Source organism: Sphingomonas limnosediminicola (genome assembly GCF_039537965.1).
Classification (GTDB): Bacteria; Pseudomonadota; Alphaproteobacteria; order Sphingomonadales; family Sphingomonadaceae; genus Sphingomicrobium; species Sphingomicrobium limnosediminicola.
This window is the reverse complement of record NZ_BAABBM010000001.1, coordinates 2,409,747-2,435,058: the sequence shown is the minus strand read 5'-3', so window position 1 is coordinate 2,435,058 and position 25,312 is coordinate 2,409,747. Positions and strand designations below refer to the sequence as shown.

General features: G+C 64.3%; 24 protein-coding genes. 5 read left to right on the top strand and 19 right to left on the bottom strand.

From position 1 onward, the window contains the following. Positions 1 to 9 precede the first annotated feature (9 nt). From ABD704_RS12450 to ABD704_RS12375, 16 genes are all read right to left on the bottom strand, one after another. Positions 10 to 927 (bottom strand): cell division protein FtsQ/DivIB, encoded by a 918-nt coding sequence (locus ABD704_RS12450; protein WP_344700017.1) that lies wholly within the window; start codon positions 925 to 927, stop codon positions 10 to 12. Further along, the gene (locus ABD704_RS12445) at positions 924 to 1,850 is read right to left on the bottom strand and encodes a D-alanine--D-alanine ligase (protein WP_344700016.1); all 927 of its coding nucleotides are present in this window, start codon (positions 1,848 to 1,850) and stop codon (positions 924 to 926) included. The genes ABD704_RS12450 and ABD704_RS12445 overlap by 4 nt, the downstream gene beginning before the upstream one ends. Beyond that, positions 1,847 to 2,743: a UDP-N-acetylmuramate dehydrogenase gene (gene murB / locus ABD704_RS12440; protein ID WP_344700015.1), complete on the bottom strand. Its 897-nt coding sequence runs from the start codon at positions 2,741 to 2,743 to the stop codon at positions 1,847 to 1,849. The genes ABD704_RS12445 and murB overlap by 4 nt, the downstream gene beginning before the upstream one ends. Then, complete coding sequence (murC, locus tag ABD704_RS12435) at positions 2,740 to 4,149, bottom strand: UDP-N-acetylmuramate--L-alanine ligase (protein WP_344700544.1); 1,410 nt, start codon at positions 4,147 to 4,149, stop codon at positions 2,740 to 2,742. The genes murB and murC overlap by 4 nt, the downstream gene beginning before the upstream one ends. Further along, the gene (gene murG / locus ABD704_RS12430; RefSeq protein WP_425565432.1) at positions 4,149 to 5,333 is read right to left on the bottom strand and encodes an undecaprenyldiphospho-muramoylpentapeptide beta-N-acetylglucosaminyltransferase; all 1,185 of its coding nucleotides are present in this window, start codon (positions 5,331 to 5,333) and stop codon (positions 4,149 to 4,151) included. The genes murC and murG overlap by 1 nt, the downstream gene beginning before the upstream one ends. Beyond that, positions 5,306 to 6,529: an FtsW/RodA/SpoVE family cell cycle protein gene (locus ABD704_RS12425; protein ID WP_344700013.1), complete on the bottom strand. Its 1,224-nt coding sequence runs from the start codon at positions 6,527 to 6,529 to the stop codon at positions 5,306 to 5,308. The genes murG and ABD704_RS12425 overlap by 28 nt, the downstream gene beginning before the upstream one ends. Beyond that, positions 6,526 to 7,788, bottom strand: coding sequence for a UDP-N-acetylmuramoyl-L-alanine--D-glutamate ligase (murD, locus tag ABD704_RS12420; RefSeq protein WP_344700012.1), 1,263 nt, complete (start codon positions 7,786 to 7,788; stop codon positions 6,526 to 6,528). Before murD ends, ABD704_RS12425 begins: the two co-directional genes overlap by 4 nt. Then, entirely contained in the window at positions 7,785 to 8,855 is a 1,071-nt protein-coding gene (mraY, locus tag ABD704_RS12415; RefSeq protein ID WP_344700011.1) for a phospho-N-acetylmuramoyl-pentapeptide-transferase, read from the bottom strand. The genes murD and mraY overlap by 4 nt, the downstream gene beginning before the upstream one ends. Beyond that, positions 8,843 to 10,228, bottom strand: a complete 1,386-nt coding sequence (locus ABD704_RS12410) for a UDP-N-acetylmuramoyl-tripeptide--D-alanyl-D-alanine ligase (RefSeq protein ID WP_344700010.1) — start codon at positions 10,226 to 10,228, stop codon at positions 8,843 to 8,845. The genes mraY and ABD704_RS12410 overlap by 13 nt, the downstream gene beginning before the upstream one ends. Continuing rightward, positions 10,225 to 11,640: a UDP-N-acetylmuramoyl-L-alanyl-D-glutamate--2,6-diaminopimelate ligase gene (locus ABD704_RS12405; RefSeq protein ID WP_344700009.1), complete on the bottom strand. Its 1,416-nt coding sequence runs from the start codon at positions 11,638 to 11,640 to the stop codon at positions 10,225 to 10,227. The genes ABD704_RS12410 and ABD704_RS12405 overlap by 4 nt, the downstream gene beginning before the upstream one ends. 7 nt (positions 11,641 to 11,647) lie before the next feature. After that, the gene (locus ABD704_RS12400) at positions 11,648 to 13,360 is read right to left on the bottom strand and encodes a peptidoglycan D,D-transpeptidase FtsI family protein (RefSeq protein ID WP_344700008.1); all 1,713 of its coding nucleotides are present in this window, start codon (positions 13,358 to 13,360) and stop codon (positions 11,648 to 11,650) included. Then, entirely contained in the window at positions 13,357 to 14,121 is a 765-nt protein-coding gene (locus ABD704_RS12395) for a hypothetical protein (protein ID WP_344700007.1), read from the bottom strand. Before ABD704_RS12395 ends, ABD704_RS12400 begins: the two co-directional genes overlap by 4 nt. After that, positions 14,118 to 15,086 carry a 16S rRNA (cytosine(1402)-N(4))-methyltransferase RsmH gene (rsmH, locus tag ABD704_RS12390; RefSeq protein ID WP_344700006.1) on the bottom strand — a complete coding sequence of 323 codons (969 nt, stop codon included), beginning with the start codon at positions 15,084 to 15,086 and terminating at the stop codon, positions 14,118 to 14,120. Before rsmH ends, ABD704_RS12395 begins: the two co-directional genes overlap by 4 nt. Continuing rightward, entirely contained in the window at positions 15,083 to 15,574 is a 492-nt protein-coding gene (locus tag ABD704_RS12385) for a division/cell wall cluster transcriptional repressor MraZ (RefSeq protein WP_344700005.1), read from the bottom strand. Before ABD704_RS12385 ends, rsmH begins: the two co-directional genes overlap by 4 nt. Before the next feature lie 282 nt (positions 15,575 to 15,856). Continuing rightward, entirely contained in the window at positions 15,857 to 16,567 is a 711-nt protein-coding gene (locus ABD704_RS12380) for a motility-associated ABC transporter substrate-binding family protein (RefSeq protein ID WP_344700004.1), read from the bottom strand. Then, positions 16,564 to 16,797 (bottom strand): hypothetical protein, encoded by a 234-nt coding sequence (locus ABD704_RS12375; RefSeq protein WP_344700003.1) that lies wholly within the window; start codon positions 16,795 to 16,797, stop codon positions 16,564 to 16,566. Before ABD704_RS12375 ends, ABD704_RS12380 begins: the two co-directional genes overlap by 4 nt. Before the next feature lie 84 nt (positions 16,798 to 16,881). Here ABD704_RS12375 and ABD704_RS12370 point away from each other — a divergent pair, with 84 nt between their 5' ends. The 5 genes from ABD704_RS12370 (at position 16,882) to bfr (ending at position 22,070) form a co-directional block, all read left to right on the top strand. Then, complete coding sequence (locus ABD704_RS12370) at positions 16,882 to 17,223, top strand: hypothetical protein (RefSeq protein ID WP_344700002.1); 342 nt, start codon at positions 16,882 to 16,884, stop codon at positions 17,221 to 17,223. 65 nt (positions 17,224 to 17,288) lie between these two features. Continuing rightward, positions 17,289 to 18,947, top strand: coding sequence for a serine hydrolase domain-containing protein (locus ABD704_RS12365; RefSeq protein WP_344700001.1), 1,659 nt, complete (start codon positions 17,289 to 17,291; stop codon positions 18,945 to 18,947). Between the two features lie 44 nt (positions 18,948 to 18,991). Next, positions 18,992 to 21,250 carry a phosphoribosylformylglycinamidine synthase subunit PurL gene (gene purL / locus ABD704_RS12360; protein ID WP_344700000.1) on the top strand — a complete coding sequence of 753 codons (2,259 nt, stop codon included), beginning with the start codon at positions 18,992 to 18,994 and terminating at the stop codon, positions 21,248 to 21,250. Positions 21,251 to 21,306: 56 nt separating this feature from the next. Then, complete coding sequence (locus ABD704_RS12355) at positions 21,307 to 21,531, top strand: (2Fe-2S)-binding protein (RefSeq protein WP_344699999.1); 225 nt, start codon at positions 21,307 to 21,309, stop codon at positions 21,529 to 21,531. A gap of 53 nt (positions 21,532 to 21,584) precedes the next feature. Next, positions 21,585 to 22,070 (top strand): bacterioferritin, encoded by a 486-nt coding sequence (gene bfr / locus ABD704_RS12350; protein WP_344699998.1) that lies wholly within the window; start codon positions 21,585 to 21,587, stop codon positions 22,068 to 22,070. On the opposite strand, the gene ABD704_RS12345 is transcribed toward bfr, so the two are convergent. From ABD704_RS12345 to ABD704_RS12335, 3 genes are all read right to left on the bottom strand, one after another. Then, the gene (locus ABD704_RS12345; RefSeq protein ID WP_344699997.1) at positions 22,067 to 22,501 is read right to left on the bottom strand and encodes an Hpt domain-containing protein; all 435 of its coding nucleotides are present in this window, start codon (positions 22,499 to 22,501) and stop codon (positions 22,067 to 22,069) included. The two genes, bfr and ABD704_RS12345, sit on opposite strands and share 4 nt — an antisense overlap. An 80-nt stretch (positions 22,502 to 22,581) precedes the next feature. After that, positions 22,582 to 23,934: a ribosome biogenesis GTPase Der gene (gene der, locus ABD704_RS12340; RefSeq protein ID WP_344699996.1), complete on the bottom strand. Its 1,353-nt coding sequence runs from the start codon at positions 23,932 to 23,934 to the stop codon at positions 22,582 to 22,584. Between the two features lie 39 nt (positions 23,935 to 23,973). After that, a complete protein-coding gene (locus tag ABD704_RS12335) occupies positions 23,974 to 25,308 on the bottom strand; it encodes an outer membrane protein assembly factor BamB family protein (RefSeq protein ID WP_344699995.1) in 1,335 nt (444 codons plus the stop codon). Between the last annotated feature and the right edge of the window lie 4 nt (positions 25,309 to 25,312).

Here is a 25,312-nt window from a genome sequence, read left to right as displayed (position 1 = left end):
GCTTGCTAACTACCCCTGACTCTGCGGCTGCGCTGCAGGCGCGATGGGCTCACCGGGCGCGCGGGGCAGGCGGACGATCATCTTGCCCGGAACGCGCAGGTCGAAGCGGACGATCCCGCGGCCGAGAAGGCCGCTCGACTTGTCGAGCTTCGCGAACTTGGTCAGTGCCGTCTTGGCAGCCGTTTCACCCTCGGGAAGCGCGATCGTTTCGCCCGACTGGAAATTGAGGTCCCAGCGCCGGCCGCCGACCCAGGTGCCCGATGCGAGTTGCGGCTTCAGCGTCGGCACGACGGCCATGATCCGACCGAGTTGCTCGGCTTGCCCATTGGCGCCGGCGCCGATCAGGAGCGGCAGGTCGGGCATTTTGTCTACGGGCACGCGGTCTAGCACAACGCCGTCCGGGTCGATCAGCGCCAGTTGTCCCTGGTTCTGCCAAAGCGCTGCAGGCGTGCGCTCGACGATGTCGATGACAAGCGTATCGGGAAGGCGCCGGGACACGCGAGCGTCCTTGACCCAGCCGAACTTCATCAGCCGGTCGCGTATGGCAGCGACGTCGACGAGCGCTTGGGGCGCCTTGTCCTGTCCTGATTCATCCGCGGCGCGCTTCAGTTCTCCGTTCACGACCTCGTCGACGAGGCTGCGATTCATCCGGTGGAGTCCGACGATCTGATAGCCGCTGACGGTAAAGCCAGCCTGACCCACGGCCGTGCCCGCGGCGCGCTCGGCTTTTGCCGGAATGTCGAGAGCGATCAGCACCACGAGCGCGATGGCAAGGAGGAACCCGCCGAAGACGAGCCCCGCCAGCTTATTGGCGCGCGCTTGATCGACAGGCAGCTTCTTCGCGATCTTCTTCGGGACGGCGACTTTCGCCGACTTGCGCGGCTTGGACCGGGTTGCGCCGCCGCGCCGGACATGCGCTGCGCTCATTGCAACGCCTCCGCGATCAATTGCTCGACCAGCTCGCCATAGCTGATGCCGCGATGCCTGGCTTGTTCGGGCACAAGGCTGAGCGGTGTCATGCCGGGCTGCGTATTCACCTCGAGCAGATAAAGACCCGCCTCGCCCTGCTCGTCATCCCAACGGAAATCGGACCGTGAAGCGCCCTTGCAACCGAGCAGCTTGTGCGCCTTCGCCGCCATGTCGAGCATCGCCTGCGCGATATCTTCGGGAACTTCGGCCGGGCAGATGTGGACGGTCAGGCCGTCCGTGTACTTCGCGGCATAATCGTAGAAGCCGGCCTTGGGCTGAAGCTCGGTCACGGCCAGCGCTTGATCGCCAAGCACTGCAACCGTCAGCTCGCGCCCCTTGATGAAGGGCTCAGCGAGCAGATGATCGAACTCATGCCACGGCCCAGGCACGTCGCGGCCGATCGGCGTGCCGAGATTGCCTTCGGTGGTGACGATGGCGACACCAACCGACGAGCCTTCGTTGACCGGTTTCAGCACGTATGGCCGCGCCATCGGGTCTTCGCGATGGACGCTTTCGCTCTCGACGATCTTGCCCGCCGGCATGCGGATCCCGCCGGGGACGAGCACCATCTTGGTAAGCTCTTTGTCGATTGCGATGACCGACGTTTCGAGCCCACTATGCGTGTACTTCAGACCCATCAGGTCCATCATGCCTTGGACGGTCCCGTCCTCTCCCGGCGTGCCGTGAAGGGCATTGAAGACGACGTCGGGCTTCAGTTCGGTCAGGCGTGTGGCGACGTCGCGATCCATGTCGAGCTCGGTGACGTTGGACCAGCCGCGCTCACGCAATGCGCCGGCGACGCCCCTGCCGCTCGTCAGCGAAACGTCCCGCTCGGAAGACCAGCCGCCCATCAGGACGACGACGTGCAAATCCCTGTTCATTGCTTCCCGACCCGCTGGATTTCCCACTCGAGCATGATGTGGCTTTTGGCCTCGACACGGCGCCGGACTTCCTCGCCCAGCGCTTCGATTTCCGCACTGGTCGCGCTACAGAGGTTGAGGAGGAAGTTGCAATGCTTTTCCGACACTTGGGCGTCGCCAATGGTCAAGCCGCGGCAGCCCGCGGCGTCGATCAGCGCCCACGCCTTGTGACCCGGCGGATTTTTGAAAGTGGAACCGCCGGTGCGGCTGCGTAGCGGCTGCGATTCCTCACGAGCTCGGGCAATCGCGTCCATCTCCGCGCCGATCGCTTCAGGCTCGCCAGGCTCGCCACTGAAGACCGCCCCTACGACTACCGCACTTTCTGGCAATTCGCTGTGGCGATAGGTGTAGCCGAGCTTGTCGAGCGGAAGCTCTTCGACATCCCCAGACCGCAGCACGACGCGCGCTGAGACGAGAATGTCCTTCACCTCTCGCCCGTAGGCGCCGCCGTTCATGCGGACGAAGCCGCCGACGGTTCCGGGGATGCCGCGCAGGAACTCGAGGCCGGCAATGCCGTGGTCGCGCGCGGTTGAAGAGACGAGGATGCCGCTCGCCCCGCCGCCGCAGCGCATGGTCGTCTCGTCGAGTTGCTCGATCTTCGCAAAGTTCTTGCCGAGCCGGATCACCACGCCCGGAACGCCGCCGTCGCGCACGATCATGTTGGAACCCAGGCCGAGAGCCATCACCGGTACGTGCGGTTCGAGCTCGGTGAGAAAAGCGATGAGGTCTTCCTCGTCCGCGGGCTCGAACAGCCATTCGGCCGTTCCGCCGCTCTTGAACCAGACTAGGGGCGCGAGCGGCGCCTTTGCGGTCAGGCGACCGCGTACACGCGGCATGGTCGCCGCGGCGCTCATTTGTTGCGCCTCTGGCTACAGATGCCGTCAGCGAGCGCGGCTGCCCATTTCGTAATGTCGCCGGCGCCCATGCAGATTACCATGTCGCCTTCGGCCGCCAGGTCGCGAAGCTCCCGGCACAAGGCGTCTAGGCTATCGACCGTGCGCGCCATTCTGTGGCCATGGGCGCGAAGTCCCTGTGCCAGCGCGTTGGCGTCAACACCCTCAATCGGTTCCTCGCCAGCGGCGTAGACTGGCGTCACGAACACGACGTCGGCGTCGTTGAAGGCGCTCTGGAACTCCTCCATCAGCGAATCCAGACGGGTGAAGCGGTGCGGCTGCACCACCGCGATTACGCGTCCCTGGGCACCCTCGCGCGCCGCGGCGAGAACCGCGCGAATTTCCGTCGGATGGTGGGCATAGTCGTCGATGATGATCGCGCCATCGGCCTCGCCTACCTTCGAGAAGCGGCGCTTGACGCCATCGAACTTTTCGAAGCCAGCAACGATTGCGTCGTCGGAAATACCGAGCTCCAACGCGACCGCGATCGCTGCCAGCGCGTTCTGCACATTGTGGCGGCCGGGTATGGGAACGAACATTGGGACGGCCCGCCTTCCGCCGTCCTTGTCGAGGATCAACGCGTCGAACTTCGTGCCGCCCGGAACCGGCGTCACATTGTCGGCACGCACGTCGGCGAGCGCCGAGAAGCCGTAAGTCACGATGCGCCGGTCGCGGATGCGCCCGATGAGGTTCTGCACCTCCGGATGATCGACGCAAAGCACGGCGAGTCCGTAGAAGGGCACGTTCTCGACGAACTCGACGAAGGCATCCTTGACCGCATCGAAGCTGCCGTAATGTTCGAGATGTTCTGGATCGATGTTCGTCACGACGGCAATCGTGCCGTCCAGGCGAAGGAAGCTACCGTCGCTTTCGTCAGCTTCGATCACCCACCAGTCGCTCTTGCCCAGACGAGCGTTGGAGCCGTAGCGGTTGATGATGCCGCCGTTGATAACGGTCGGATCCACCCCGCCACTGTCGAGCAGCGCCGCGACCATCGACGTCGTCGTGGTCTTCCCGTGCGTACCGGCGACGGCGACGGTCATTTGCATCCGCATCAACTCGGCGAGCATTTCGGCGCGGCGGACGCGCGGCAGGCGCCGCTCGGCCGCAGCGGCCATTTCAGGATTGCCGTCCTTGATCGCTGTTGAGCTGACCACCACCGCGGCGTCGCCGAGATTGTCGGCGCTGTGACCAATCATCACCGGAATGCCGGCCTTGCGAAGTTTCTCGACGACATAGCTGTCGGATGCGTCGGAGCCCTGCACCTTGTAGCCGAGCTGGTGCATCACTTCGGCGATGCCGGACATGCCGATGCCGCCGATGCCGACGAAATGGATCGTGCCGAGATCTGTGCCCAGCGCCTTCATCATGCCGGTACGCCTCCGGCTGGCGCATGTGCAGCCGTGCGCGGCGAGAGCGCGGGACCGGATAGCGTCGGCGACAGTCCGTTGGCGACACGTTCCACCACGTCGGCGAGATCGCGCGCCGCATGAGGCCTCCCGACCGAAAGAGCGCGCGCAGCGGCATTGTTCAGAGCAATCGGATCAGCCGCCATCGCCTCGATCTGCCGCGCGAGCACCTCCGGCGTGAAACCGTCCTGCTGAATTGTGCGAGCGCCGCCGGCCTTGGTCATCTCCCGCGCATTCGCGGTCTGGTGGTCATCAGTAGCCAACGGAAACGGAATAAGGATTGCGGGTCGCCCTGCCGCGGTCAGCTCGGCAATGGTTGAAGCACCAGCCCGACCGATGATGAGATGCGCGTCGCCGACCTTCTCCGGCATGTCCTCGATATAGGTCATGAGCTCGGCGGGGATGTGCAACGCCGCATATTGGCCGCGCACGCGCTCGATCTCGTCAGGCCGGCATTGCTGCACGACTTGCAGGCGATGGCGGAGCGATTGCTGCAGCAGGCCCAGGCCTTCAGGCACCACGTCGCTAAGGACCGACGCGCCCTGGCTGCCGCCGGTCACGAGGAGCTTGAGCGGCGCGACGTCGTCGAATGGCGGGAAAGGCAGCTCGCCGAGGCGCGCAATTTCCTCGCGCACCGGATTTCCCACGACAACGGTCTTTGACAGGAATTTGGGCTTGAGCCGGTCGACCTGGTCATATGCCGTCGCCACCGCCTCCGCATCGCCGGCAAGGAGCCGGTTGACACGGCCAAGCACCGCATTCTGCTCGTGCAATACCGTCGGGATATGCATCGCGCTTGCGGCCAGGAGCGACGGGAAAGCGGGATAGCCGCCGAAGCCGACGACCACATCCGGATTGTGCTCCCGATAGAGGCGCTTCGCCTCTGCCCTGCCCTTCAAAACGGAAAGCGCCGCTTTTGCCATGCCGATCGGGCCGCCGCCCAGACGTCCAGCAGGCAGGATGTGGACCGGAACGTCCTGGAACAGCCCCGGAAAGCGGGCGCCGCGCGCGTCAGTAATCAGCAGGACGCCATGGCCGCGGCTTTTCAACTCTGCCGCGAGCGCATGGGCCGGGACCATGTGGCCACCGGTTCCCCCTGCCGCCAAAACGAAATTCATGCCGCCAGGCTCTCCCCGCTCCATTTCACCACATAGGGCGAGCGCGTGAGATAAGGGTTCCGGCGCGTGAAGGCGAGCAGCAAGCCCATGCCGATCGACAGCGCGAGCATCGAACTGCCGCCGTAGCTGATGAACGGCAGGGTCATGCCCTTCGACGGGGCGAGCTGCACATTGACCATCATGTTGATGAGCGCCTGAAACCCGAATTCGATGGCGAGGCCGGCGGCGGCGAGGATGGCGAAGCTATTGTCCTCGTCGAGCAGCTTGATCAGCACCCGGGCGACGATGCCGAGATAGAGCGCGGCGATGGCAAGACAGGCGATCAGCCCGAACTCCTCGCCAATGACGGAGAAGATATAGTCGGTATGCGGCTCCGGCAGGCCGAACTTCCGCGTGCCGCCGCCGGGACCCATGCCAAAGAGGCCGCCAGCGGTGAGCGTGCGCATGGCATTGTCGGTCTGGAAGGTGTCGCCGGTGCCGAACAGGAATTCGTCGATCCGCTGCGTCGCAACGTCATAGAAAAAATAAGCCAGCACGACGCCGACCAGTCCCGCCACCGCGAGCCCGATCAGGATGCGCATGTTGACGCCCGCGAGCGCAAGCATCGCAACCCACACGGCGCAGAAGATGATCGTGCTTCCGAAGTCCGGCTGCTTCATCAGCAGGAAGGCGATGCCGCCGGTGACGACGGCGGAGATCGGGTAGACGGGAAGCGACTTGTCGCCGTCCTTCAGGCTTAGTAGCCAGGCCATGGCAACAACGAAGAAGGGTTTCAAAAACTCCGACGGCTGCACCTGCCCAAAGCCGAAGTTCACCCAGCGCCGCGCGCCGTTCACCTCGGGGCCGATGATCGGCACGAACACCAGCAGCACAAAGAAGAAGACCGCGCCGAACAACGATAGCCGACGCGCGGTCTCCCGCGGCAACATCGAGATGACAATCATCACCGGAATGCCGACCGCGATCCACGCGAGCTGGCGCCAGAAATAGTAAAGCTCCGAAAAGTGGACGCTGCCGCCGGAATAGCGTTGTCCGGCAGCGGGCGATGCCGCTGCGACCGCGATCAGACCGATGCCGATCAGCACGCTAACGAGCAACAGCAGGACCTTGTCGATCTCCCAGAACCAGCGGCCAATCGCGCTGGTGTCCGAACGGCCGTAGCGGCTCGGGTCGACGAAGGCGGCCTTGGCTTTGATCTGGCCGGAAATGGACTTGATCATAGGGCCCCCACTAGCTCCCGGAATTTGTCGCCGCGCTGTTCGAAATCGCGGAATTGATCGAAGCTTGCGCAGGCGGGCGACAGGAGGACGGTGTCCCCCGGCTCCGCTTCCGCCGCGGCCTCCCCAACCGCGCGCTCCAGCGTTTCGCACTCTGCCACAGCCATGTGCGGCGACAAGAGTGTAGCGAACAATTCGCCCGCTTCCCCAATGGTATAGGCCTTGCGCACATGGTCGAAATGCGGCGCGCATTCGTCGAGATTATCGGTCTTTGCCTGCCCGCCGCAGATCCAGCGGATCCTGTCGAACGCGGCGAGCGCTGGCGCGGTGGCGGTCGGGTTAGTCGCCTTGCTGTCGTTGACGAAAAGCACCCCGTTCTTCTCGCGGATGCGCTCCATGCGATGTGGAAGGCCTGGATAGGTTTCTAAGCCGCGCTCGATTTGGTCCGGATACGCATTGAGATCGATGCAGACCGCAATCGCCGCCGCAGCATTCTGCGCGTTGTGAGGACCCGCAAGCGAGGGCCAACCCTTCTGCCGCTCGGTCTCGACTGTTTCTATCGGGTTTGTCCCAAATTTGATGTCGAAGTTGTCGAGGACTGACCGACCGATGAAGTTTAAACTTCTTCCGGACTGCATCTCGAGCAGGCGCAGTTTCGACGCCGCGTAAGCCTCGAAATTTTCGTACCGGTCGAGGTGGTCGGGCGTGATGTTGAGCAGCACCGCGACATCGCAGTCGAGGCTCTGCGTCAGGTCGATCTGGTAGCTCGAAAGCTCCAGCACATAGACCCCGCCTTCGGGCAGCGGGTCCTGCGACAGGATTGGCAGGCCGATGTTGCCGCCCATCGTCGTCGGCACACCTGCGGTCTTGAGGATGTGGTGGATGAGCGCGGTCGTCGTCGACTTGCCGTTAGTACCGGTGATGCCGACGACCTTGTGCGGCGGAAGTTCGGGGCGGGCGCGGGCGAACAGCTCGATGTCGCCAATGATCTCGACGCCGGCCTCACGGGCGCGGTTCGCAATCCGATGACGATTCAGTGGGAGCCCTGGCGTGACGACCAGGCTGTCGAACTGCGACAGGTCGGCTTCATCGAGATTTGCGAGATCGGTCCCGGCAGGCGCCTTCGCCCTCGCCTCTTCCTTGGCGTCCCATGCGGTTACTCGCGCGCCACTCGCAAGCAGCGCCTCGGCCGTCGCCAATCCAGACCGCGCGAGACCGTAGATTGCGTAATGCTTGCCTGCGAAGGCGCGGGCCGTAATCACCTGAGCTTGAGGGTCGAAAGACCCGCCAGCGCCAGCACGAAGCTGATGATCCAAAAGCGGATCACCACCGTCGGCTCCGACCAGCCGAGCTGTTCGAAATGGTGGTGGATGGGCGCCATCAGGAAGACGCGCTTGCCGGTGCGCTTGTAGACCGCGACCTGGATGACGACCGAGAGCGCCTCGACGACAAAAATGCCGCCGACGATCACCAGCACGAATTCATGGTGCGTGGCGACTGAAACCGCGCCGAGGGCTCCGCCAAGCGCAAGGCTTCCCGTATCGCCCATGAAGACGGCCGCGGGGGGAGCGTTGAACCACAGGAAAGCAAGGCATGCGCCGACGATCGCGAGAAGCAACACCGTGAGGTCGCCGACACCGAGGATATGAGGAATGCCGAGATAATTCGCGAAGCGCGCGTTGCCGACGAGGTAGGAAATCAGGAGGAAAGCAATCGCCGCGATCACCACCGGCATCGTCGCCAGCCCGTCGAGCCCGTCGGTGAGGTTCACCGCATTGCCGAACGCGACGATTACGAACGCCCCGAACGCAATGTAGAACCAGCCGAGGTCGAGCACCGGCCCCTGCACGAACGGCAGGTAGAGGTGCGTGTTGCCTTGCTGGACCATGAGCCAGGTCGCGAAGCCGGCGATGACGAACTCCAGCGCCAGCCGCGTCTTGCCGGACAGGCCGGCATGGTGCGCCTTCTTCACCTTGTCGTAATCGTCGAGCCATCCGATTAGACCGAAGCCCGCAGTCACCAGCAGGCACGCCCAGACATAGAGGTTGGTCAGCTCCATCCACAGCAGGACCGAAATCGACAGCGAGGTAAGGATCAGCAGCCCGCCCATGGTCGGCGTACCACGCTTGGCAAGATGGCTTTGCGGCCCGTCGGCGCGGATCGGCTGACCCTTGCCCTGACGCAGACGCAGCCAGCTGATGAATTTCGGCCCAATCACCAAGCCGATCAGCAGCGCGGTGGCGCTTGCGGCGCCGGCACGGAAGCTGATGTAGCGGATGAGGTTGAGGATGCCCGGGAAACCAAGCTGCTCCGCGATCACATAGAGCATGCGACACCCCCCGCTACGCGCTCGACGAGCTTGGCGAGCCCGACACTGTTGGAAGCCTTGACGAGCACGGCGTCGCCAGGCCGGAGCGACTTTAGCAAGCCTTCAGTTGCTTCATCGACGCTGGCGACCAGGTCGAGAGAAATCTTGCCGACGACCTCCTCCGCCAGCGGCTTCATCTCCTCGCCGATCAGGATCAGGCGGTCGACATGCGCGTCGAGGACGGCCGGCGCGAGGCCCGCGTGCAATTCCTGGCTGTGCTCGCCCAGCTCGCGCATGGGGCCGAGAACCGCGATGCGTCGGCTGACGTCCTGCTCCGCGCCGAGGCTCTTGAGCGTCGCCGCCATCGACGCCGGATTGGCGTTGTAGCTTTCGTCGATCAGCAGGATTTCGCCTCCGCCCAGCTCGATATGATGACGTTCTCCGCGGCCCTTCAATCCGCCGAGATCGGCGAGTGCCAACCCAGCGACGGCGACGTCGGCACCGATCGCTTCAACCGCGGCCAGAACCGCCAGCGCGTTCGAGACCCAATGCTCACCGCGTTGGGAGATGGTGAATGTCAGCTCACGCTCGAGCAGCGCGGCGCTGATCAAGCTCCCGCCGCCGTTGGCCGTGACGGCGTGAATGGCATGCACGTCCGCGTCGCCGCCACCAAAGGTGATGATCTGGTCCGCATGACGGCGCGCCGCTTTAACGAGACGGTCGCGGTGTGGCGTGTCGTTGGGGATGATCGCGATGCCGCCACGTTCGAGGCCGCTGAATATCTCCGCCTTGGCATCGGCGATCGCTTCTTCTGACCCGAGATTCTCGATGTGCGCGGGAGCGATGGCGGTGATCAGCGCGAGGTGCGGCCTCACCTGCTTCACCAGCGCACTGATCTCGCCTGCATTGTTCATGCCCATTTCGAGCACGGCGAACTCCGCATCGCGCGGCATGCGCGCGAGACTGAGCGGGACGCCGGTATGGTTGTTGTAGCTCTTCACGGAACGATGGACCTTGCCCGGCCGATTACGGTCGAGCGCGGCAAACAGGGCTTCCTTGGTGCTGGTCTTTCCGACCGAACCGGTGACCCCGAGGATCGTCGCTCCACTGCGCGCGCGAGAAGCACGGCCCAGCGCCTCCAGTGCGGCTGCAACGTCATCGACGAGGACATGCGGACCGCTAACCGGCCGCGAGACGATCGCGCCCGCGGCTCCCGCCTCGAACGCGCCCTCAACGAACATATGGCCGTCATAGACGGTACCAGGCATCGCGACGAACAGGTCACCCGGACCCACTTCGCGGCTGTCGAAGGTCACGCCGGTGACTTCGAACAGCTGGCTGGCCGTGCCGTCAGTCGCGGTTGCAATTTCTTCGGAAGTCCACAGCGACGTCATGCCGCGCACTCCCGAGCCACAAGCGCGTCGTCGAACGGCAGCACACGGTCGCCGATGATCTGGCCCGTTTCATGGCCCTTTCCGGCGACGAGGACGATGTCGCCTGCCCTGGCGATGCGGATGGCTTCGGCAATGGCTTCGCGGCGGCCTGCTACCTCGCTCGCACCAGTCGCCGCAGCCATGATGGCCGAACGGATAACCGCTGGGTCCTCGCTGCGCGGATTATCGTCGGTCACGATCACGACGTCCGAAAGCCGCGATGCGACGGCGCCCATTTCCGGGCGCTTGCCCTGGTCACGGTCTCCGCCGGCGCCAAACACGGTGATGAGGCGGCCTTCGACATGTGGTCGAAGCGCGGCAATCGCCGCTTCCAACGCGTCGGGTGTGTGCGCGTAATCGATATAGACTGGAACGCCCCCGCGGCTGATCACTGCTCTCTCCAGCCGGCCGCGCACCGGTGCGACGCGCTGCATGGCCGCGAACGTCTCGTCCCACTCGCCGCCCGTTGCGAGCACCAGGCCCGCGGCAGTCAGCACGTTGGAAGCCTGATAGGCGCCGATCAGCGGCAACGGCAGGCGGTACGGTTTGCCTTCATGCTCAAGCTTGAGCGTCTGTCCGAGCGCCGTCGGCGTTTGCTCGACGAGCCGGATCATGTTGCCTTTGCGGCCGACGGTCAGCACTTCGAGTCCACCAGCTTCTGCGCGCTCGATCACCTCGTTCGCCTTGGGATCGTCGGCCCAGATAACCACCGGCCTGCCCGACTGAAGAAGCCTTTCGAAAAGCCGCATCTTGGCTTCGAAATATTCGTCCATCGTCCCGTGGTAATCGAGGTGGTCGCGGCTGAAGTTGGTGAACGCGGCGGCCGCCAGCGGCACTCCCTCCGCGCGATGCTGGTCGAGCCCGTGGCTGGACGCTTCGTAAGCGACATGAGTCACGCCCATGCGCTTCAATCCAGCCATGTTGTTGAGAAAGGTGACGATGTCGGGCGTCGTCAAGCCAGTCTTCACCTGATCGTCGGACGTCGTCACGCCAAGCGTGCCGATCGACGCCGAACGATGCCCGGACATTCGCCAGATTTGACGCGTCATTTCGACCGTCGAAGTCTTGCCGTTGGTGCCGGTCACCGCGACCACGGTCTTGGGATAAGGCGCGTAGAATTTCGCGGCGAGTTCAGCGAACAGCCGGCGCGGCTCCGGGTCGGCGAGATGGGGCACCCGATCCACTGCAGCACCAGGCCGCGCAACGACAGCCACCGCGCCGCGATCGACCGCCTGGCCGATGAAATCCTCGCCGTTGAATACGGCACCAGCGAAGGCGCCGAACACGCTTCCCCTCGCCACCTTGCGATGGTCGATGGCAAAACCCGTCACTTCTGAATCGCTGTCGATGCCCGCGATGTCGGACAAGCGCACCGTTGGGCTACTCCTTCGTTTCGTGAACGAAGGGCAATACCTCGCCCATATTCGGTTCGCGGGTCATGTTGGGCTGCACGCCCAGCATCGGTGCAATGCGGCTCACCGTCCGGCTGACAACCGGCGCGACATTCCAGCCGGCGGTCGTGAAACCGTAAGTGTCCTTGGTCGCCTTGGGTTCGTCCAGCATCACCACGATGACATACTTCGGATCGTCCATCGGGAACACACCGGCAAAGCTCGTGATGTTGATGGTCTGGCTGTAGTGTCCATTGATCAATTTCTGCGCGGTTCCGGTCTTGCCGCCGATGCGATAGCCTGGCGCATCGGCTTTCTTGCCCGTGCCCTTCATGACCACCAGGCGCAAGAGCGAGCGCATCTTGTAGCTGGTTTCTTCGGAGAACACGCGGCGGCCCGCAGGTAGCGGATTGCTCGGCCCGCGCTTGAGGATGGTTGGCGGGTGGTAGACGCCGTTGTCGAACAGGGTCGCGTAGCCCATCGCGAGCTGCAGGGGCGCGACCGCAATGCCCTGGCCGAAGCCGATCGTCATCGTTTCGAACGGGCCCCACCGGTTACCCGGCGTCAGGGCCCGGCCGCGCTCTTTCAGCTCGATCTCGACGCGATCCATGAAGCCCATCTTCTTCAGAAAGGCTCTCTGACGTTCCTTGCCAATCTGATCGGCGATCTGCGCCGTTCCGATGTTCGAGCTCTCCATCATGATCTCGGCCACCGAGCAGCTGCGGCCGAACGGATGGGTGTCGTGCACGACGTGTCCGTAGACCGGCAGGACGTTGGGGCAGTTGTAGATCTGGCCGACCGACTTGATGACCCCCGCGTCCATCGCCATCGCGACTGTGAATGGCTTGAAGGTCGACCCAAGCTCGAACACGCCAAGCGTGGCGCGATTGAAGTGCGCTTCGGGCGTGCCCTGGCCCGGCGCATTGGGGTTGATCGTCGGCATCGACGTCATTGCTAGGACCTCGCCGGTGTGAACGTCCATTACCACGCCGGCAGCGCCGATCGCGGAAAACTCGGCCATCGCGTCACCGAGCTCATGCTCCAGCGCCTGCTGGATGCGACTGGAGATCGAGAGTGTCAGCGGCTGCCCGCGGGTCTTCGGGTCGGACAGATAAGCGTCGAAGGCGCGCTCAACGCCGGCAGCGCCATGGCCATCGATGTCGGTGAAGCCGATGACATGCGCGGCAAGACTGGTCTGCGGATAGAGCCGATCGGGCTCGCGCTGGATGGCGAGACCCGGGTCGCCAAGCGCATTCACTGCCTCGACCAGCGCCGGCGAGGCCCGGCGGCGCAGGTAGAAGAATGGTTTACCCGAGGTCAGTAGCTGGAAATATTGGTCCTCGGTCTTCTCCGGCATTAGCCGTGCGAGGGAGCGAGCCAGCGCAAGCTTGTCGCCGATCACCTTCGAAGGATGAATGGCGATGGTCCAGGCATCGATGGTTCGCGCGAGCGGCTCGCCGTCGCGGTCGACGATGTCGCCCCGATCCGGAATGAGTGCGGTCAGCCCTTCCTTGCGCCCCGCATGGTCACCGAAAGCGGCGAGGTAGAGGATCCGCAGCGCGATGATGGCGACGATGCCGCCATAGACCAGCATCCCGAACATCAGCCGCTGATGCATGACGGCGAGCGTCTGCCGCCGCTGCCCGACGAGTCGGAGCCGCTCGGGCCGTGGCGCGACGAGAGCGGGCGACGGTGCGTTCATCGGGCGGGATGCAAGTCCTTGGAAGGTTTGGACGAACTATGAGCAATGCGCTTCTCCGGAAGCGGAGCGAGCGGGTCATATTTTGCAAGTCGAACCGGCTTTGTCACCGGCTTCGGCGCGAGCGCGCCTTGCTTATCCACCGATTTGGCTGGGTGGGCGGCCGCGAGGCCCGGCTTATCCACGGATTTCTTGATTGCCGGCTTTGCCGCTGTGGCCGACGAAACCGTGGACTTTACCTTTGGGGCACCTTCCGCCTGGGGCAATCTGGCGGTCGGCTTTACCGGGACCTCGCGCGTCTCGGAACTCGTAATCTCTGTCTTGAAGCTTGCTTCATGGAGCATCGCGCGCGGCGCGACTGAGGGGGGCGCGGCGCCTGACTCGTCACTGTAGGCCTGCCCGATCGGCGCCTTGCGATCCGGCGCGGGCGCGGAAGCCAGCACCACCGGCGCCTGGAACTCGACCTTGTGCTCAGGCTGGGCAAGACGGGCGAGCTCGAAGCCGCCGTTGAGGAACTGATCGGCCTGCGGGGCGGACAGCGCGAGGACCTTCGCGTTCCAACGCTCCAGCTGGGCCAGGCGGCCACGAGTGCCGATCTCGGTCTGGATGACGCGCATGTCGCGCTGCGCAAGCACGATCTTGGTTTCGACGTCCTCGAGCGCGGCGCGCTCCGAAGCGACGCGAAGCGAGACCAGGTAGCAGCCGAGCGCGGCGACCGCGCAGCTTGCGACCATGACCAGCGAACCGAAGTTGCGGCCGCTCATTGCATACCTCCTGCAGAAACTGAATTTCGGGCTGGCGCCGACGTGCGCACGGCGCTTCTCAGGCGCGCCGACCGGGCGCGCGGATTCGCAGCCAGCTCGCGCTCCGTCGGGGATACCGGCTTGGCGACCCGCTCGAACGTCGGTTCGTTCGGGTCGACGAGCACAGGACGGTGACGCGAGCCGGCCGGCGTTCCCCCGCTACGTTCGCGGAAAAAGCGCTTCACGATGCGGTCTTCGAGACTGTGAAAGGTGACGACGGCGAGCCGGCCGCCGGGCTTTAGCGCGCGCTCAGCGGCCTCGAGGCCTTGCTCGAGCTCCTCGAGTTCAGCGTTGAGATGGATGCGGATGGCTTGGAAGGTGCGCGTCGCCGGATCGCTCTTCTGACCAGGGCGGAAGCCCGCGGCGCGGCGGACGATCGCGGCAAGCTCGGCAGTGCGCTCGACAGGGCGTGCGGCAACGATGGCACGGGCTATCGCCCGGGCGCGCGGCTCCTCCCCATAGTCGCGCAGGACCCGGGCGATGTCGGCCTCCTCGGCCGAATTCAGGAACTCGGCGGCGGTCATGCCCGACTTGCTCATGCGCATGTCGAGAGGCCCGTCGCCCTGGAATGAAAAGCCGCGCTCGGCGCGATCGATCTGCATCGAGCTGACGCCGATATCCAGCGCGATGCCATCGACCAGGCCGATGCCGCGCTCGGCGAGGACGCGGTCCATCTGGCTGAAATTCTCGTTGACCAAAGTCAGGCGCGGGTCCGGGACGAGCGACCCACCTTCGTCGATCGCATCGGGGTCGCGATCGAACCCAATCACTCGTCCCGCCCCCGCCTGGAGCACGGCGCGCGTGTAGCCGCCCGCTCCAAAGGTGCCGTCAACGACAGTTTCGCCGCCGTGCAGCTGCAATGCTGCGACGACGTCGTTGACCAGCACCGGCACGTGTGGGGCCTGATATGCGCCGGCGCTGGTCATGACTGGCCTCGCTCTTCGAGGCGGAAGCGGGCGATGTCCTTGAGGTCTTCAGGGATGCGCGGATCGTCGAGCAGAAGTTGCGGGTTCCAGACCTGGAACGTCTCGCCGGTGCCGAGGAAAAGCGCGAGCTCGCCGATTTGGCCCTTGCGGCGCATCATCGGCGGCATGAGAATGCGGCCCGAGCTGTCGTAAGGCACTTCCTCGGTCGCGGCGAAGGCCATCAGGTTGCGCTGCTGATATTCCAGCTGCGCGTCGGGATTGGTCTCTTCCTTCTCGAGCAGCCGTTCGAGTTTGGCGTGCTTCAGCGCAGCGTAGGCGGGATCATAGGCGCTGAGGCAAGGGAAGGCCTCATGCTTGGCAAGCACGACGGTGCGGGCATCGCCGCGGCGTTCGATGACGGTGCGCAGGAATGACGGGATGGATACGCGGCCCTTTGCATCGACCGCGTTCAGTGCGCTGCCCTGAAACAGATGTTCTAGCGCCGCCACATTCACTCCCCGTTCGCAGCGCGCGAGCCGTCCTTCGCGGACGCGCATCGTCACGCGCGCACCGCGTCAGGATTGGATTCGTAGGGTCAGCCCCCGCGCTACCCGATGTTGGTAACTCAGCATCGTGCGGGATACAATGGGATTTTACGGGATTTAATGGGTGAGCTGTGGGAAATGCCGGATTTCTGCGGTTAGTTGTGACCCCTCATGGTGGGCTGTTCGCGGGATGTTCTGGCATTCCGACCCTGTGGATAAGTTTGTGATTAACGAATCGCATGAGAATCACTTCGCATCCAATTGCGCAAGCTCGGAAAGCAGTCCGTCGAGGTTTGCGGACGCGCCGTCGCCCAGCCTAGCCGCGTCGAGCAGGTCCGCGTCCGCAACGATCGTCGCCGACCCTTTGCCGATGCGGCAGTGGGCTACGAGGCGGTCGCCGCTAATGTTGCAAGTGCCGGAAAGGGCGCCTGGCGAGAGCGTCAGCACCTGTTCGCCGCCAAGCCGTCTATGAGCCGGCCCACGCTTATCGGGTGCGTCGAGCCGCAAACCCCAGTGCTTGAGCAAGCCGGTGTCCATGAACATGGGCGGCGGTCGAAGCGGATCGCCGAGCGGCCGTTCGCTCGGCCATTCCAGCAGCGGATCGGCCAGCAGAAGAACGTGACTGCCACCCCTCACCCAATCGTCGAGCGCAATCAAAGCCTCGGCTGGCTGCGCGAGCGGATGCGCCATGAGCAGCAACCGGCCTTTACGAAGCTCTGCCGGTTCGGTGACGCTGATCGGAACAACCCGATAGCGCGACTGCAGCGCCTTGAGCGCCGGCGATCCGCCGGCGTCGAGAGAGAAGCCTTCGCCAAATACGAGCGGCAGGCTGGTCAGCAGCAGCAGCGTGGGCCTCTCCTGGGGAGCCGGAGTTCGCGAACGTGAAATGGCAATCGCTCCCGCCGCGATCAACAGGGCGGCAATCAGCAGCAGCGCGCGTCCGCGCGCGGCAGTCATTCCTTGTTGGCGGCCGAATTCGCCTCGTCTGTCGAAGCGCCCGGCGCCACACCGAGCTCGGCGAGCGGTTCACTGGGCTCGTTGGATACCGCCTGCGTCACGGTGTTGGCGGCTTCATCGCGGCTTGACCGGCTGATGATCGAGCCGAGCAGGACAAGCAGGAAGGCGAACGCCAGTCCCGTTAGTCCGATGCGGATGCGCTGAGCGCTGCTGCCGGCCTGATGAGGCATTCAATCGACGAAGCTATGTCCCGCTTCGACAATATGCAAGAACATGCCCTTGACGGTTAATGCCGCTGTAGAGGATGGCGGCTCATGACTCGCAATTCTCTGCTCATCATTGCTGCAGCCGCTGCGCTAGCCGGTTGTGGCAAGAACGACCATACGATCGTCGCTGGACCCGACGTCGACGACAACCAGGCGAACGTTGCCGCCAACGGCCCTGTGGCCCTTCCGCCGTCGATCGCTTCGAGCAAGTCCTATCGCTGCGCCGACAATGCGCTCATCTACATCGACTGGATGTCCGACGGCAGCGCGCGCGTGAAGAAGTCGCGCGCCGAAGTCGGCGGCGAAATCGTCGCGGCTGGTTCGCCGGACCTCAAGGGCGACGCCAAGGCCGGGTCGGTCACCTACAAGGGCCAAAGCTGCAAAGCATAGGCCGCCCACATTTTCTTGACTCTCCCCCTGCGGCCTCGGATCAAACAGGTCGCAGGGGGATTTCAATGCGGCTCAGCAGACGCGCCTTCACCGGCGGGGCATTCAGCCTCGCGCTCGGGAGTCAGCTTGGCACTCCCGCCTTCGCGCAAGCCCGCGCCGACCTTTCAGCAGCACTGTCCGTCGTCGGCGCCTATGCCGAGGCGCACCGGCGGTTGTTCACGCTTCCCGGACTGACACTCGGACTAACGACGCCCGACGGCTTCTCCACCGTCCTCGATTTCGGTTTCGCCAATCCTGACTCGCGCAGTCTCATTTCGCGCGACACGCTGTTCCAGATCGGCTCCATCAGCAAATCGATGACGGCGACGCTCGTCCACCAGTTCGCGGCCGAGGGGAAGCTGCGGCTCGACGGCCGCGTCAGCGACCTCATGCCCGCCATCCCGCTGCCCAGGAAAAACTCGATCACGGTCCAGCACTTGCTCGACCACATCGCCGGCCTGCCCGACAGCGCGCCGGTATTCGTCGACGGCGGGCTGTGGACGACCTATGCGCCAGGCGCGCACTGGCATTATTCGAACACGGGCTACGAGATCCTCGGCAAGATCGCCGAGCATCTTGGCGGCAAGCCGCTCGACCGGCTGCTGGCGGAACGCATCTTTACTCCCCTCGGCATGGCGCGTTCGCGGGGCGCCATCGTCGGGGCCGACCGCACCCTTTATGCGCAGGGCTATGAGATTGCCGACCCGACGGCGGTGGCCACGCGCGGCGCTCCGTTGGCGCCGGCGGCCTGGGTTGACGTTACCTTTGGTGCCGGGAGTATCGCCTCCACGGCCGATGACATGAACCGCTTCATGCGCTCCCTCGCCAATGCGGCGCAGGGGCGCGGCGGGCTCGGCCTGTCGTCGGAACAGGCGAAGGTCTTCACCACACGCGCGGTACCCAGCGACACGCCCGGCATGGCCTACGGCAATGGCCTGATGCATGTCAGCAGCGGCGGCCGTTCGTACCTTCATCACACCGGCGGGATGGTCAGTTTCTCTTCATCCTTTCACCTCGACAAGGCGAGCGGCGTCGGCGCCTTTGCAAGCTCGACCATCAGCGCCTTTGCCGAATACCGGCCGCGGCTGCTCACCAGGTTTGCGGTGGACGCAGTCACCAATGCGCTTGCAGGGAAGCCTCTGCCCTCGCCACCCTCTCTCGACGTGCCCCTGCCGAACGCCGCGACCTACGCCGGCACCTACAGCGGCCCGGACGGATCATTCGACATCCGTGCAGGCAGCCCGTTGAAGATCGTCACCAAGGACGGTGAGGCGACGCTTCAGCCGTGGGGCGGAGACCTTTTCCGCACGACCCATCCGGGCTTCCGCCAATTCTCGCTGAAGATCGACCGCACCGCCGGTGCCATCACCGGCGCGAGCTGGGGCCCGTCGAGCTTCGTGAAGCAGGGCACGGCAGGTAAGATCGCACCTTCCAATCCAGCGCTAGCCAAGCTCGCCGGCCGCTATGTCGACGACAATCCTTGGTTCGGGACGGCCATCGTCGTCGAACGCGGCGGCAAATTGTGGGTCGGCACGGAAACCGCGCTGACCAAGATCGGCGACAATCTCTGGCGCGTCGGCGACGACAGCTGGACGCCGGAACGCCTGTCCTTCGCCAATTATATCGACGGTCGGCCGCAGACCCTCATCTTCTCGGGCGAGAAGTTCCTCCGCCACGACATCTGAGGCTCAGCGTGGACGCTCTCGGCGCGGGCCGCTAATGGCGCCCCATGGACGTTCTCGAAGCCTCTCGCATCACGCCCGAAACCGTCGCCGAGCATGGCCTCAGCTCTGAGGAATATGATCGCATCCTGCATGCGCTCGGACGCGAGCCGAACCTTGTCGAGCTCGGCATCTTCTCGGTCATGTGGTCGGAGCATTGCAGCTACAAAAGCTCGCGCGTCCATCTGAAGAAACTGCCGACCGAGGCGCCGTGGGTGATCTGCGGACCCGGTGAGAATGCGGGCGTCATCGACATCGGCGACGGCGATGCGGCCATCTTCAAGATGGAGAGCCACAACCACCCGTCCTACATTGAGCCCTATCAGGGCGCGGCGACGGGCGTCGGCGGGATCCTGCGTGACGTTTTCACTATGGGGGCGCGGCCCGTGGCGAACCTCAACGCGCTGCGCTTCGGACGGCCCGATCATCCTAAGATGCGCCACTTGATCGCGGGCGTGGTCGCCGGCATCGGTGGCTACGGCAATTGCGTTGGTGTCCCGACCGTCGGCGGCGAGGTCAACTTCGACACCGCGTATGACGGCAACATCCTCGTCAACGCGATGACGGTCGGCGTCGCGAAGACCGACAAGATTTTCTACTCGGCGGCGACGGGCATCGGAAACCCGATCGTCTACGTCGGCTCGAAAACGGGCCGCGACGGCATTCACGGCGCGACCATGGCCAGCGCAGACTTCGACGAGAATAGCGACGAGAAGCGCCCGACCGTGCAGGTCGGCGATCCGTTTACCGAAAAGCTTTTGATCGAGGCTTGCCTTGAGCTCATGGCGACCGACGCCATCGTCGCCATCCAGGACATGGGCGCGGCCGGCCTAACCTCTTCGTCGGTCGAGATGGCGAGCAAGGGCGGCGCAGGAATCCGCCTCGACATGAGCAAGGTCCCGTGCCGCGAGACCGGCATGACGCCCTACGAGATGATGCTGTCGGAAAGCCAGGAGCGGATGCTCATGGTGCTGAAGCCCGGCCGCGAGCCTGAGGCCGAAGCCATCTTCCGCAAGTGGGAGCTGGACTTTGCCGTGATCGGCGAGGTGACCGACACCGGCCATATGGTGCTGGAGTTCGAGGGCGAAGTCGTGTGCGACATCCCGCTCGGCCCGCTGGCCGACGAGGCGCCGGAATATGACCGCCCTCACATGGACCTCGACTCCTACAAGACGTGGGCGCAGGTCAAACCGCTGGGCGATGTGCCGCAGAGTGCGAGCATTACTGACGACCTGCTGAAATTGATGGGGTCGCCAAACCTCGCGTCTCGGCGCTGGATTTACCAGCAGTACGACCAGCAAGTCGGCGGCGATACGGTGCAACGTCCGGGCGGCGACGCCGCCGTGGTTCGCGTGCACGGCGCGCAGAAGGCACTGGCGATCACGACCGATTGCACGCCGCGTTATGTCTTCGCCGACCCCTATGAGGGTGGGAAGCAGGCGATCGCCGAGGCCTACCGCAACCTGAGCGCGGTCGGTGCGCGGCCCCTCGCCGTTACTAACTGCCTCAACTTCGGCAATCCGCAGCGGCCCGAAATCATGGCTCAGTTCGTCGAGGCGCTCCGCGGCATGGGCGACGCGTGCCGCGCGCTCGACTTCCCGATCGTGAGCGGCAACGTCTCACTCTACAACGAGAGCAAGGCGACCGGCGGCGGCAGCGCGATCCTGCCCACGCCGGCCATCGGCGGGGTCGGTTTGCTCGACGATTGGTCGAAGAGCGCATCGATCGCCTTCAAGGGCGCGGGCCAGCACATCATCCTGATCGGCCACAGCGACAGCAGCGTCGGCCAGTCGCTTTGGCTCGAGGTTTGCCACGGCCGCCGCGAAGGCGCGCCGCCGCCGGTCGATCTCGCTGCCGAGAAGCGGGCCGGCGAATGCATTCGCCGCCTCATTGTCGATGGCCTCGTCAGTGCAGTGCATGATTGCTCCGATGGCGGCGCCGCCGTTGCCGTCGCCGAGATGGCGCTCGCTGGAAACATCGGCATGTCGATGACCGTCGTCTCGCAGATCCCGAATCCGGGGGCGATCCTCTTTGGCGAGGATCAGGGTCGCTTTGTCGTCACCACCGAGGACGCCGACCGCGTCCGCGCCATCGCCAACGAAGCCCAGCTTTTTGCGGTGCCGATCGGCACCACGGGCGGCGATGCATTGGCGTTCGACCTTGTCGACCGCGGAGGCGAGCAGCGCGTCAGCCTCGCCGAGCTTCGCGCCGCGCACGAAGGATTTTTCCCGAAGCTCATGGGCAGCGAACTGACACCGGAGTTCTGACAGGCGTCGGACTTCTTGACGCCGCTCGCGGAGAAGCAGCACAAAAGTAGTTGCGAATGGTTCGCATTATCGACTACACTGCCTCCATGATCGTGTGCATCTGCAACCGAATCACCGAGGGCGAGGTCCGCGAGGCCGCGCGCGCGGGCTGCCCGACGCCTGAGCAGGCCTACGCCTGCCTTGGCTGCGAAGTGCAGTGCGGCTGCTGCCTCGACTATGCCCGCGAGATAATCGAAGAAGAGCGCGCCAGCCTGCTTGCCGTCGACTCTCGGGCTGCCTGACTTGACCCCCAACTGCTGACAGCGCATCCGCGTCTGGCGACGCGGAGGGCAGGATGCAGGGCGATCCCAAGGTCATCGAGCTGTTGAACGAGGCGCTCAAGGAAGAGCTGACCGCGATCAATCAATATTGGCTGCACTACCGGATGCTCGACAATTGGGGCGTCAAGAAGCTCGCTGAATATGAGCGGCACGAGTCGATCGACGAAATGAAGCATGCCGACCGGCTCGCCGAGCGGATCCTGTTCCTCGACGGCCTGCCCAACTTCCAGGCACTTGGCCGTCTTCGCATCGGGGAGAATGTGGAGGAGATCCTTCGCGCAGACCTGGAGGCCGAGCATCAGGGTGCGAAGCTATATCGCGATGTCGTCGCCCATGCCGAAACGGTTCGCGATTATGTGACCCGCGACCTCGCGCGCGAGATTCTCGCCGACGAGGAAAAACACATCGACTTCATCGAAGCGCAATTCGAGATGATCGGCCGGATGGGCCTGCAGAACTACGTGCAGCTTCAGTCCGAAGCCGCTAGCGACGGCGACTAGATCCGGCCGAAACTCTGATTGGACGCCTTGCGGCCGAAGCCGGTCGAAGGATTGCGCGTCATCAACGGGTTGGTTGCCTTCTCGAATAGCTCGACGGTTTGGCTAAACAGCTTTCGAAGCTCGACCACATCGGGCACGAGCTCATCGGGAAAGCGGCGGCTCTCGACGCAGAAGCGCGCCGTCGTTTCAATCAACTCCGCGACCTTCGCCAGAGGCTCGGCGCCAAGTTGGCGCGACTCGCCCTTCAACGTGTGCGCCGGGAGGACAAGACCGGCCGTATGCTGTTCACGCATGGCCTGTTCGATCTGCGCGACGGACTTGCCGCCATCCTCCTTGAAGTAGCTGAGAATGCGGATGAATCCCGGACCGAGTTCTGCCCGGCTGCGCTCGAAGTGCGCCCAATCGATGACTTCTCGAGCTTCGTCGCTCACCCTCAACTCCTGTTCGTCGGGATGCCTCCGGAAGCGATCCCACCAAAACTTGGAGTAGGGCCGAAAGGGTAAAGGTCTCCTTAGCGCCGACCCTTATCGAACGGATTACTGCGGCCCCGGTAATCGAGACGCAATGGCACCGGCCCCAGCTTCAGGTCGCGTCTCATCGCGTTCAGCAAATAGCGTCGATAGCTTTCCGGGAGCTCGTCCGTGCGATTGCCGAACACGACGAAGGTCGGTGGGCGACTCTTCACCTGCGTGATGTAGCGAAGCTTGATGCGCTGCCCCTTTGGCGCCGGCGGCGGGTTCGCTTCCACCGCATCGGCAAACCAGCGGTTGAGCTCGCCAGTAGCGACACGACGCGCCCATTGCTCGCGCAGGTCGAACGCGACGTCGAGAATCGTGTCGATGCCCTTGCCCGTCTTCGCAGAGACGGTGAGCAGCGGAACGTCTTTCAGCTGCGACAATCCTTCGACCAGCGCCGCCTTCACGCCATTGAACAAGGATGAGGCGTGGTCGGCCACGTCCCACTTGTTCAGCGCGATGATGAGCGCGCGGCCTTCTTCAAGCACCTGACTGGCGATGCGCAGGTCCTGCGCTTCGAGCCCTCGCGTCGCGTCGAGCAGAAGCACGACCACCTCGGCGAAATCGATCGAGCGCTTGGTGTCGGCGGCCGACAGCTTCTCCAGCTTGTCCTCGACCTTGGCCCGCTTGCGCAGGCCCGCGGTGTCGACGAGGCGGACGGGCTTGCCCTTCCATTCCCAGGCGAGCGAGATTGAATCGCGGGTAATGCCGGCTTCGGGACCGGTGATCATTCGCTCCTCGCCGAGCATCCGGTTGACCAAGGTCGACTTGCCCGCATTCGGTCGGCCGACGATCGCTAAGCTGAGCGGATGATCGCCCTCCTCTTCGTCTTCGTCCGTTTCGAACTTCTCGTTCTCGACGTGCGGCAATAGTGCCTGGAACAGGTCGGCGACGCCCTCGCCGTGCTCCGCGCTGATCGCAATCGGATCGCCGAAACCCAGGCTGTAGGCTTCAAGGGCGCCTTCTTGACCCGTGCGGCCCTCTGCCTTGTTGGCAATCACTACCACGGGCGTGGATTCAGCGCGCAGCCAGCGGGCGATCTCTTGGTCAAGCGGCGTGACGCCCTCGCGGCCGTCGATCATGAACAGAGCAGCATCGGCCTCGCGCACTGCCGCCTCCGTCTGCTGGCGCATGCGGCCCGGCAGCGTGTGCGGATCTTCATCCTCGAAGCCGGCGGTATCGATGACGCGAAAGTCGAGGCCGAGCAGCTTCGCTTCGCCCTCGCGACGATCGCGGGTTACGCCGGGACGGTCGTCGACCAGCGCAAGGCGCTTGCCGACGAGCCTGTTAAACAGGGTCGACTTGCCCACATTCGGGCGGCCCACGATGGCGACGGTCGGCAAAGACATGGCGAGCGCGATAGAGCGCCTGCCCCCTAAGCGATAGTCTTAGCGGAAAGCGTGAAGCTGCCCGCGGTCGTCGTAGATGTAGAGCGTGTTGTTAGCCACCACCGGCGGAAGGCTGACTGCAGCGCCGACATTCGTCTGACTCTGGAACGATCCCGTCGTCGGATCGATGTTGATCAACACGCCGTTCGAGCCGGTCACAATCAGGCGGCCGCCAGCAAGAACCGGTCCCGAATATTCGATCTGACCCTTTTTCGACTTCAGCTTCACGAACTGCGGCAGCTGGTTGATCCAGCGCACATGCCCGTTCGTCCGCGACAAGCACAGAAGCTTGGCATCGTCGGTGATCACGAACACCCAGTCCCCCGCGACCCACGGCGTATCGATGCCGGCGATGTTCACTTCCCACAGGCGCTGGCCGGTGATGAGGTCCAGCGCAACCATGCGGCCGCCCTGGCCGACGGCAAAGACTTGCCCGTTGTCGATGACGGGATCGGCGTCGATATCCGAAAGCGAGGACACAGTGGTGCGGATGCTCGTCCGCTGCAGTGCGTCCTGCCAGACCTGGCGGCCGTTCTCATAGCGGTAGGCGTTGAGCTCACCTGACGAGAAGCCGGCGACGACCGTCCCCTGCCCTACAGCGGGAGAAGCTGTGCCGAACACACCGGCAATTTCCAGCGACGCGGCCTGCGACCAATTGGTCGAGCCGTTCCCCTCGTCCAACGAGTAAATCTGATTGTCCTGGCTGATCACGTACACGGCGTTGTTCGCCACCGACGGCGCGCCGCGCAACGGGCCGCCCGGATGGACCTTCCACACTAGGCCGCCATTGCTAGCGTCGAGCGCGACAACATAGCCAAGGCCGTTGGTTGCGTAGATGCGGCCGTTGTCGAACGCGAGACCGCCGCCGTAAAGCGAGCTTTCGCCGCCCTTGTCGCTAGGCGTCGAGCTTTCCCACGCGCGCGCGCCGGTCTGGGCGTCGAAGGCCCGAACCGCGCCCATCGTGTCCATCGTGAAGATGCGGCCGTTGGCAACAATCGGAGCCGCTGCAAGTCGAGCCGTGAGGCTGCTCCCGCGGCCAGCCGAGACACTGAATGCGTGGGCCAGCGCCGTGCCGAGCGAGAGCTGTCCCATCGACTTCGACGGGCTTCCACCCGACTGCGCCCAGTCGGTGTTGGTGGTAGCCTGCGGAAGGCTCATCGGAAGGCTCGCGGTCGCGGGGTCGATCTCCGCGCCGCCTTCGCTGGTCAGGACGGCGACGCGCTCGCCGAGCACCGGTGTCTTGCTTGCCTTGCCCTTCTTTAACACGGCACAGCCGCTTGCCGCGAGCGCGGCCGCGATCATGATACCAACCCGAATGCTCTTATGCTTGATCATCGTC

Coding starts and splice junctions, on each gene's coding strand:
- ABD704_RS12400 (WP_344700008.1), bottom strand. CDS start 13,360: ATGAACGCACCGTCGCCCGCTCTCGTCGCGCCACGGCCCGAGCGGCTC.
- murB (WP_344700015.1), bottom strand. CDS start 2,743: ATGAGCGCCGCGGCGACCATGCCGCGTGTACGCGGTCGCCTGACCGCA.
- ABD704_RS12445 (WP_344700016.1), bottom strand. CDS start 1,850: ATGAACAGGGATTTGCACGTCGTCGTCCTGATGGGCGGCTGGTCTTCC.
- der (WP_344699996.1), bottom strand. CDS start 23,934: ATGTCTTTGCCGACCGTCGCCATCGTGGGCCGCCCGAATGTGGGCAAG.
- ABD704_RS12410 (WP_344700010.1), bottom strand. CDS start 10,228: ATGACGTCGCTGTGGACTTCCGAAGAAATTGCAACCGCGACTGACGGC.
- bfr (WP_344699998.1), top strand. CDS start 21,585: ATGCAGGGCGATCCCAAGGTCATCGAGCTGTTGAACGAGGCGCTCAAG.
- ABD704_RS12380 (WP_344700004.1), bottom strand. CDS start 16,567: ATGACTGCCGCGCGCGGACGCGCGCTGCTGCTGATTGCCGCCCTGTTG.
- rsmH (WP_344700006.1), bottom strand. CDS start 15,086: ATGACCAGCGCCGGCGCATATCAGGCCCCACACGTGCCGGTGCTGGTC.
- ABD704_RS12365 (WP_344700001.1), top strand. CDS start 17,289: ATGCGGCTCAGCAGACGCGCCTTCACCGGCGGGGCATTCAGCCTCGCG.
- purL (WP_344700000.1), top strand. CDS start 18,992: ATGGACGTTCTCGAAGCCTCTCGCATCACGCCCGAAACCGTCGCCGAG.
- murC (WP_344700544.1), bottom strand. CDS start 4,149: ATGAAGGCGCTGGGCACAGATCTCGGCACGATCCATTTCGTCGGCATC.
- ABD704_RS12450 (WP_344700017.1), bottom strand. CDS start 927: ATGAGCGCAGCGCATGTCCGGCGCGGCGGCGCAACCCGGTCCAAGCCG.
- murG (WP_425565432.1), bottom strand. CDS start 5,333: ATGGAGCGGGGAGAGCCTGGCGGCATGAATTTCGTTTTGGCGGCAGGG.
- ABD704_RS12395 (WP_344700007.1), bottom strand. CDS start 14,121: ATGAGCGGCCGCAACTTCGGTTCGCTGGTCATGGTCGCAAGCTGCGCG.
- ABD704_RS12370 (WP_344700002.1), top strand. CDS start 16,882: ATGACTCGCAATTCTCTGCTCATCATTGCTGCAGCCGCTGCGCTAGCC.
- ABD704_RS12425 (WP_344700013.1), bottom strand. CDS start 6,529: ATGATCAAGTCCATTTCCGGCCAGATCAAAGCCAAGGCCGCCTTCGTC.
- mraY (WP_344700011.1), bottom strand. CDS start 8,855: ATGCTCTATGTGATCGCGGAGCAGCTTGGTTTCCCGGGCATCCTCAAC.
- ABD704_RS12335 (WP_344699995.1), bottom strand. CDS start 25,308: ATGATCAAGCATAAGAGCATTCGGGTTGGTATCATGATCGCGGCCGCG.
- ABD704_RS12355 (WP_344699999.1), top strand. CDS start 21,307: ATGGTTCGCATTATCGACTACACTGCCTCCATGATCGTGTGCATCTGC.
- ABD704_RS12375 (WP_344700003.1), bottom strand. CDS start 16,797: ATGCCTCATCAGGCCGGCAGCAGCGCTCAGCGCATCCGCATCGGACTA.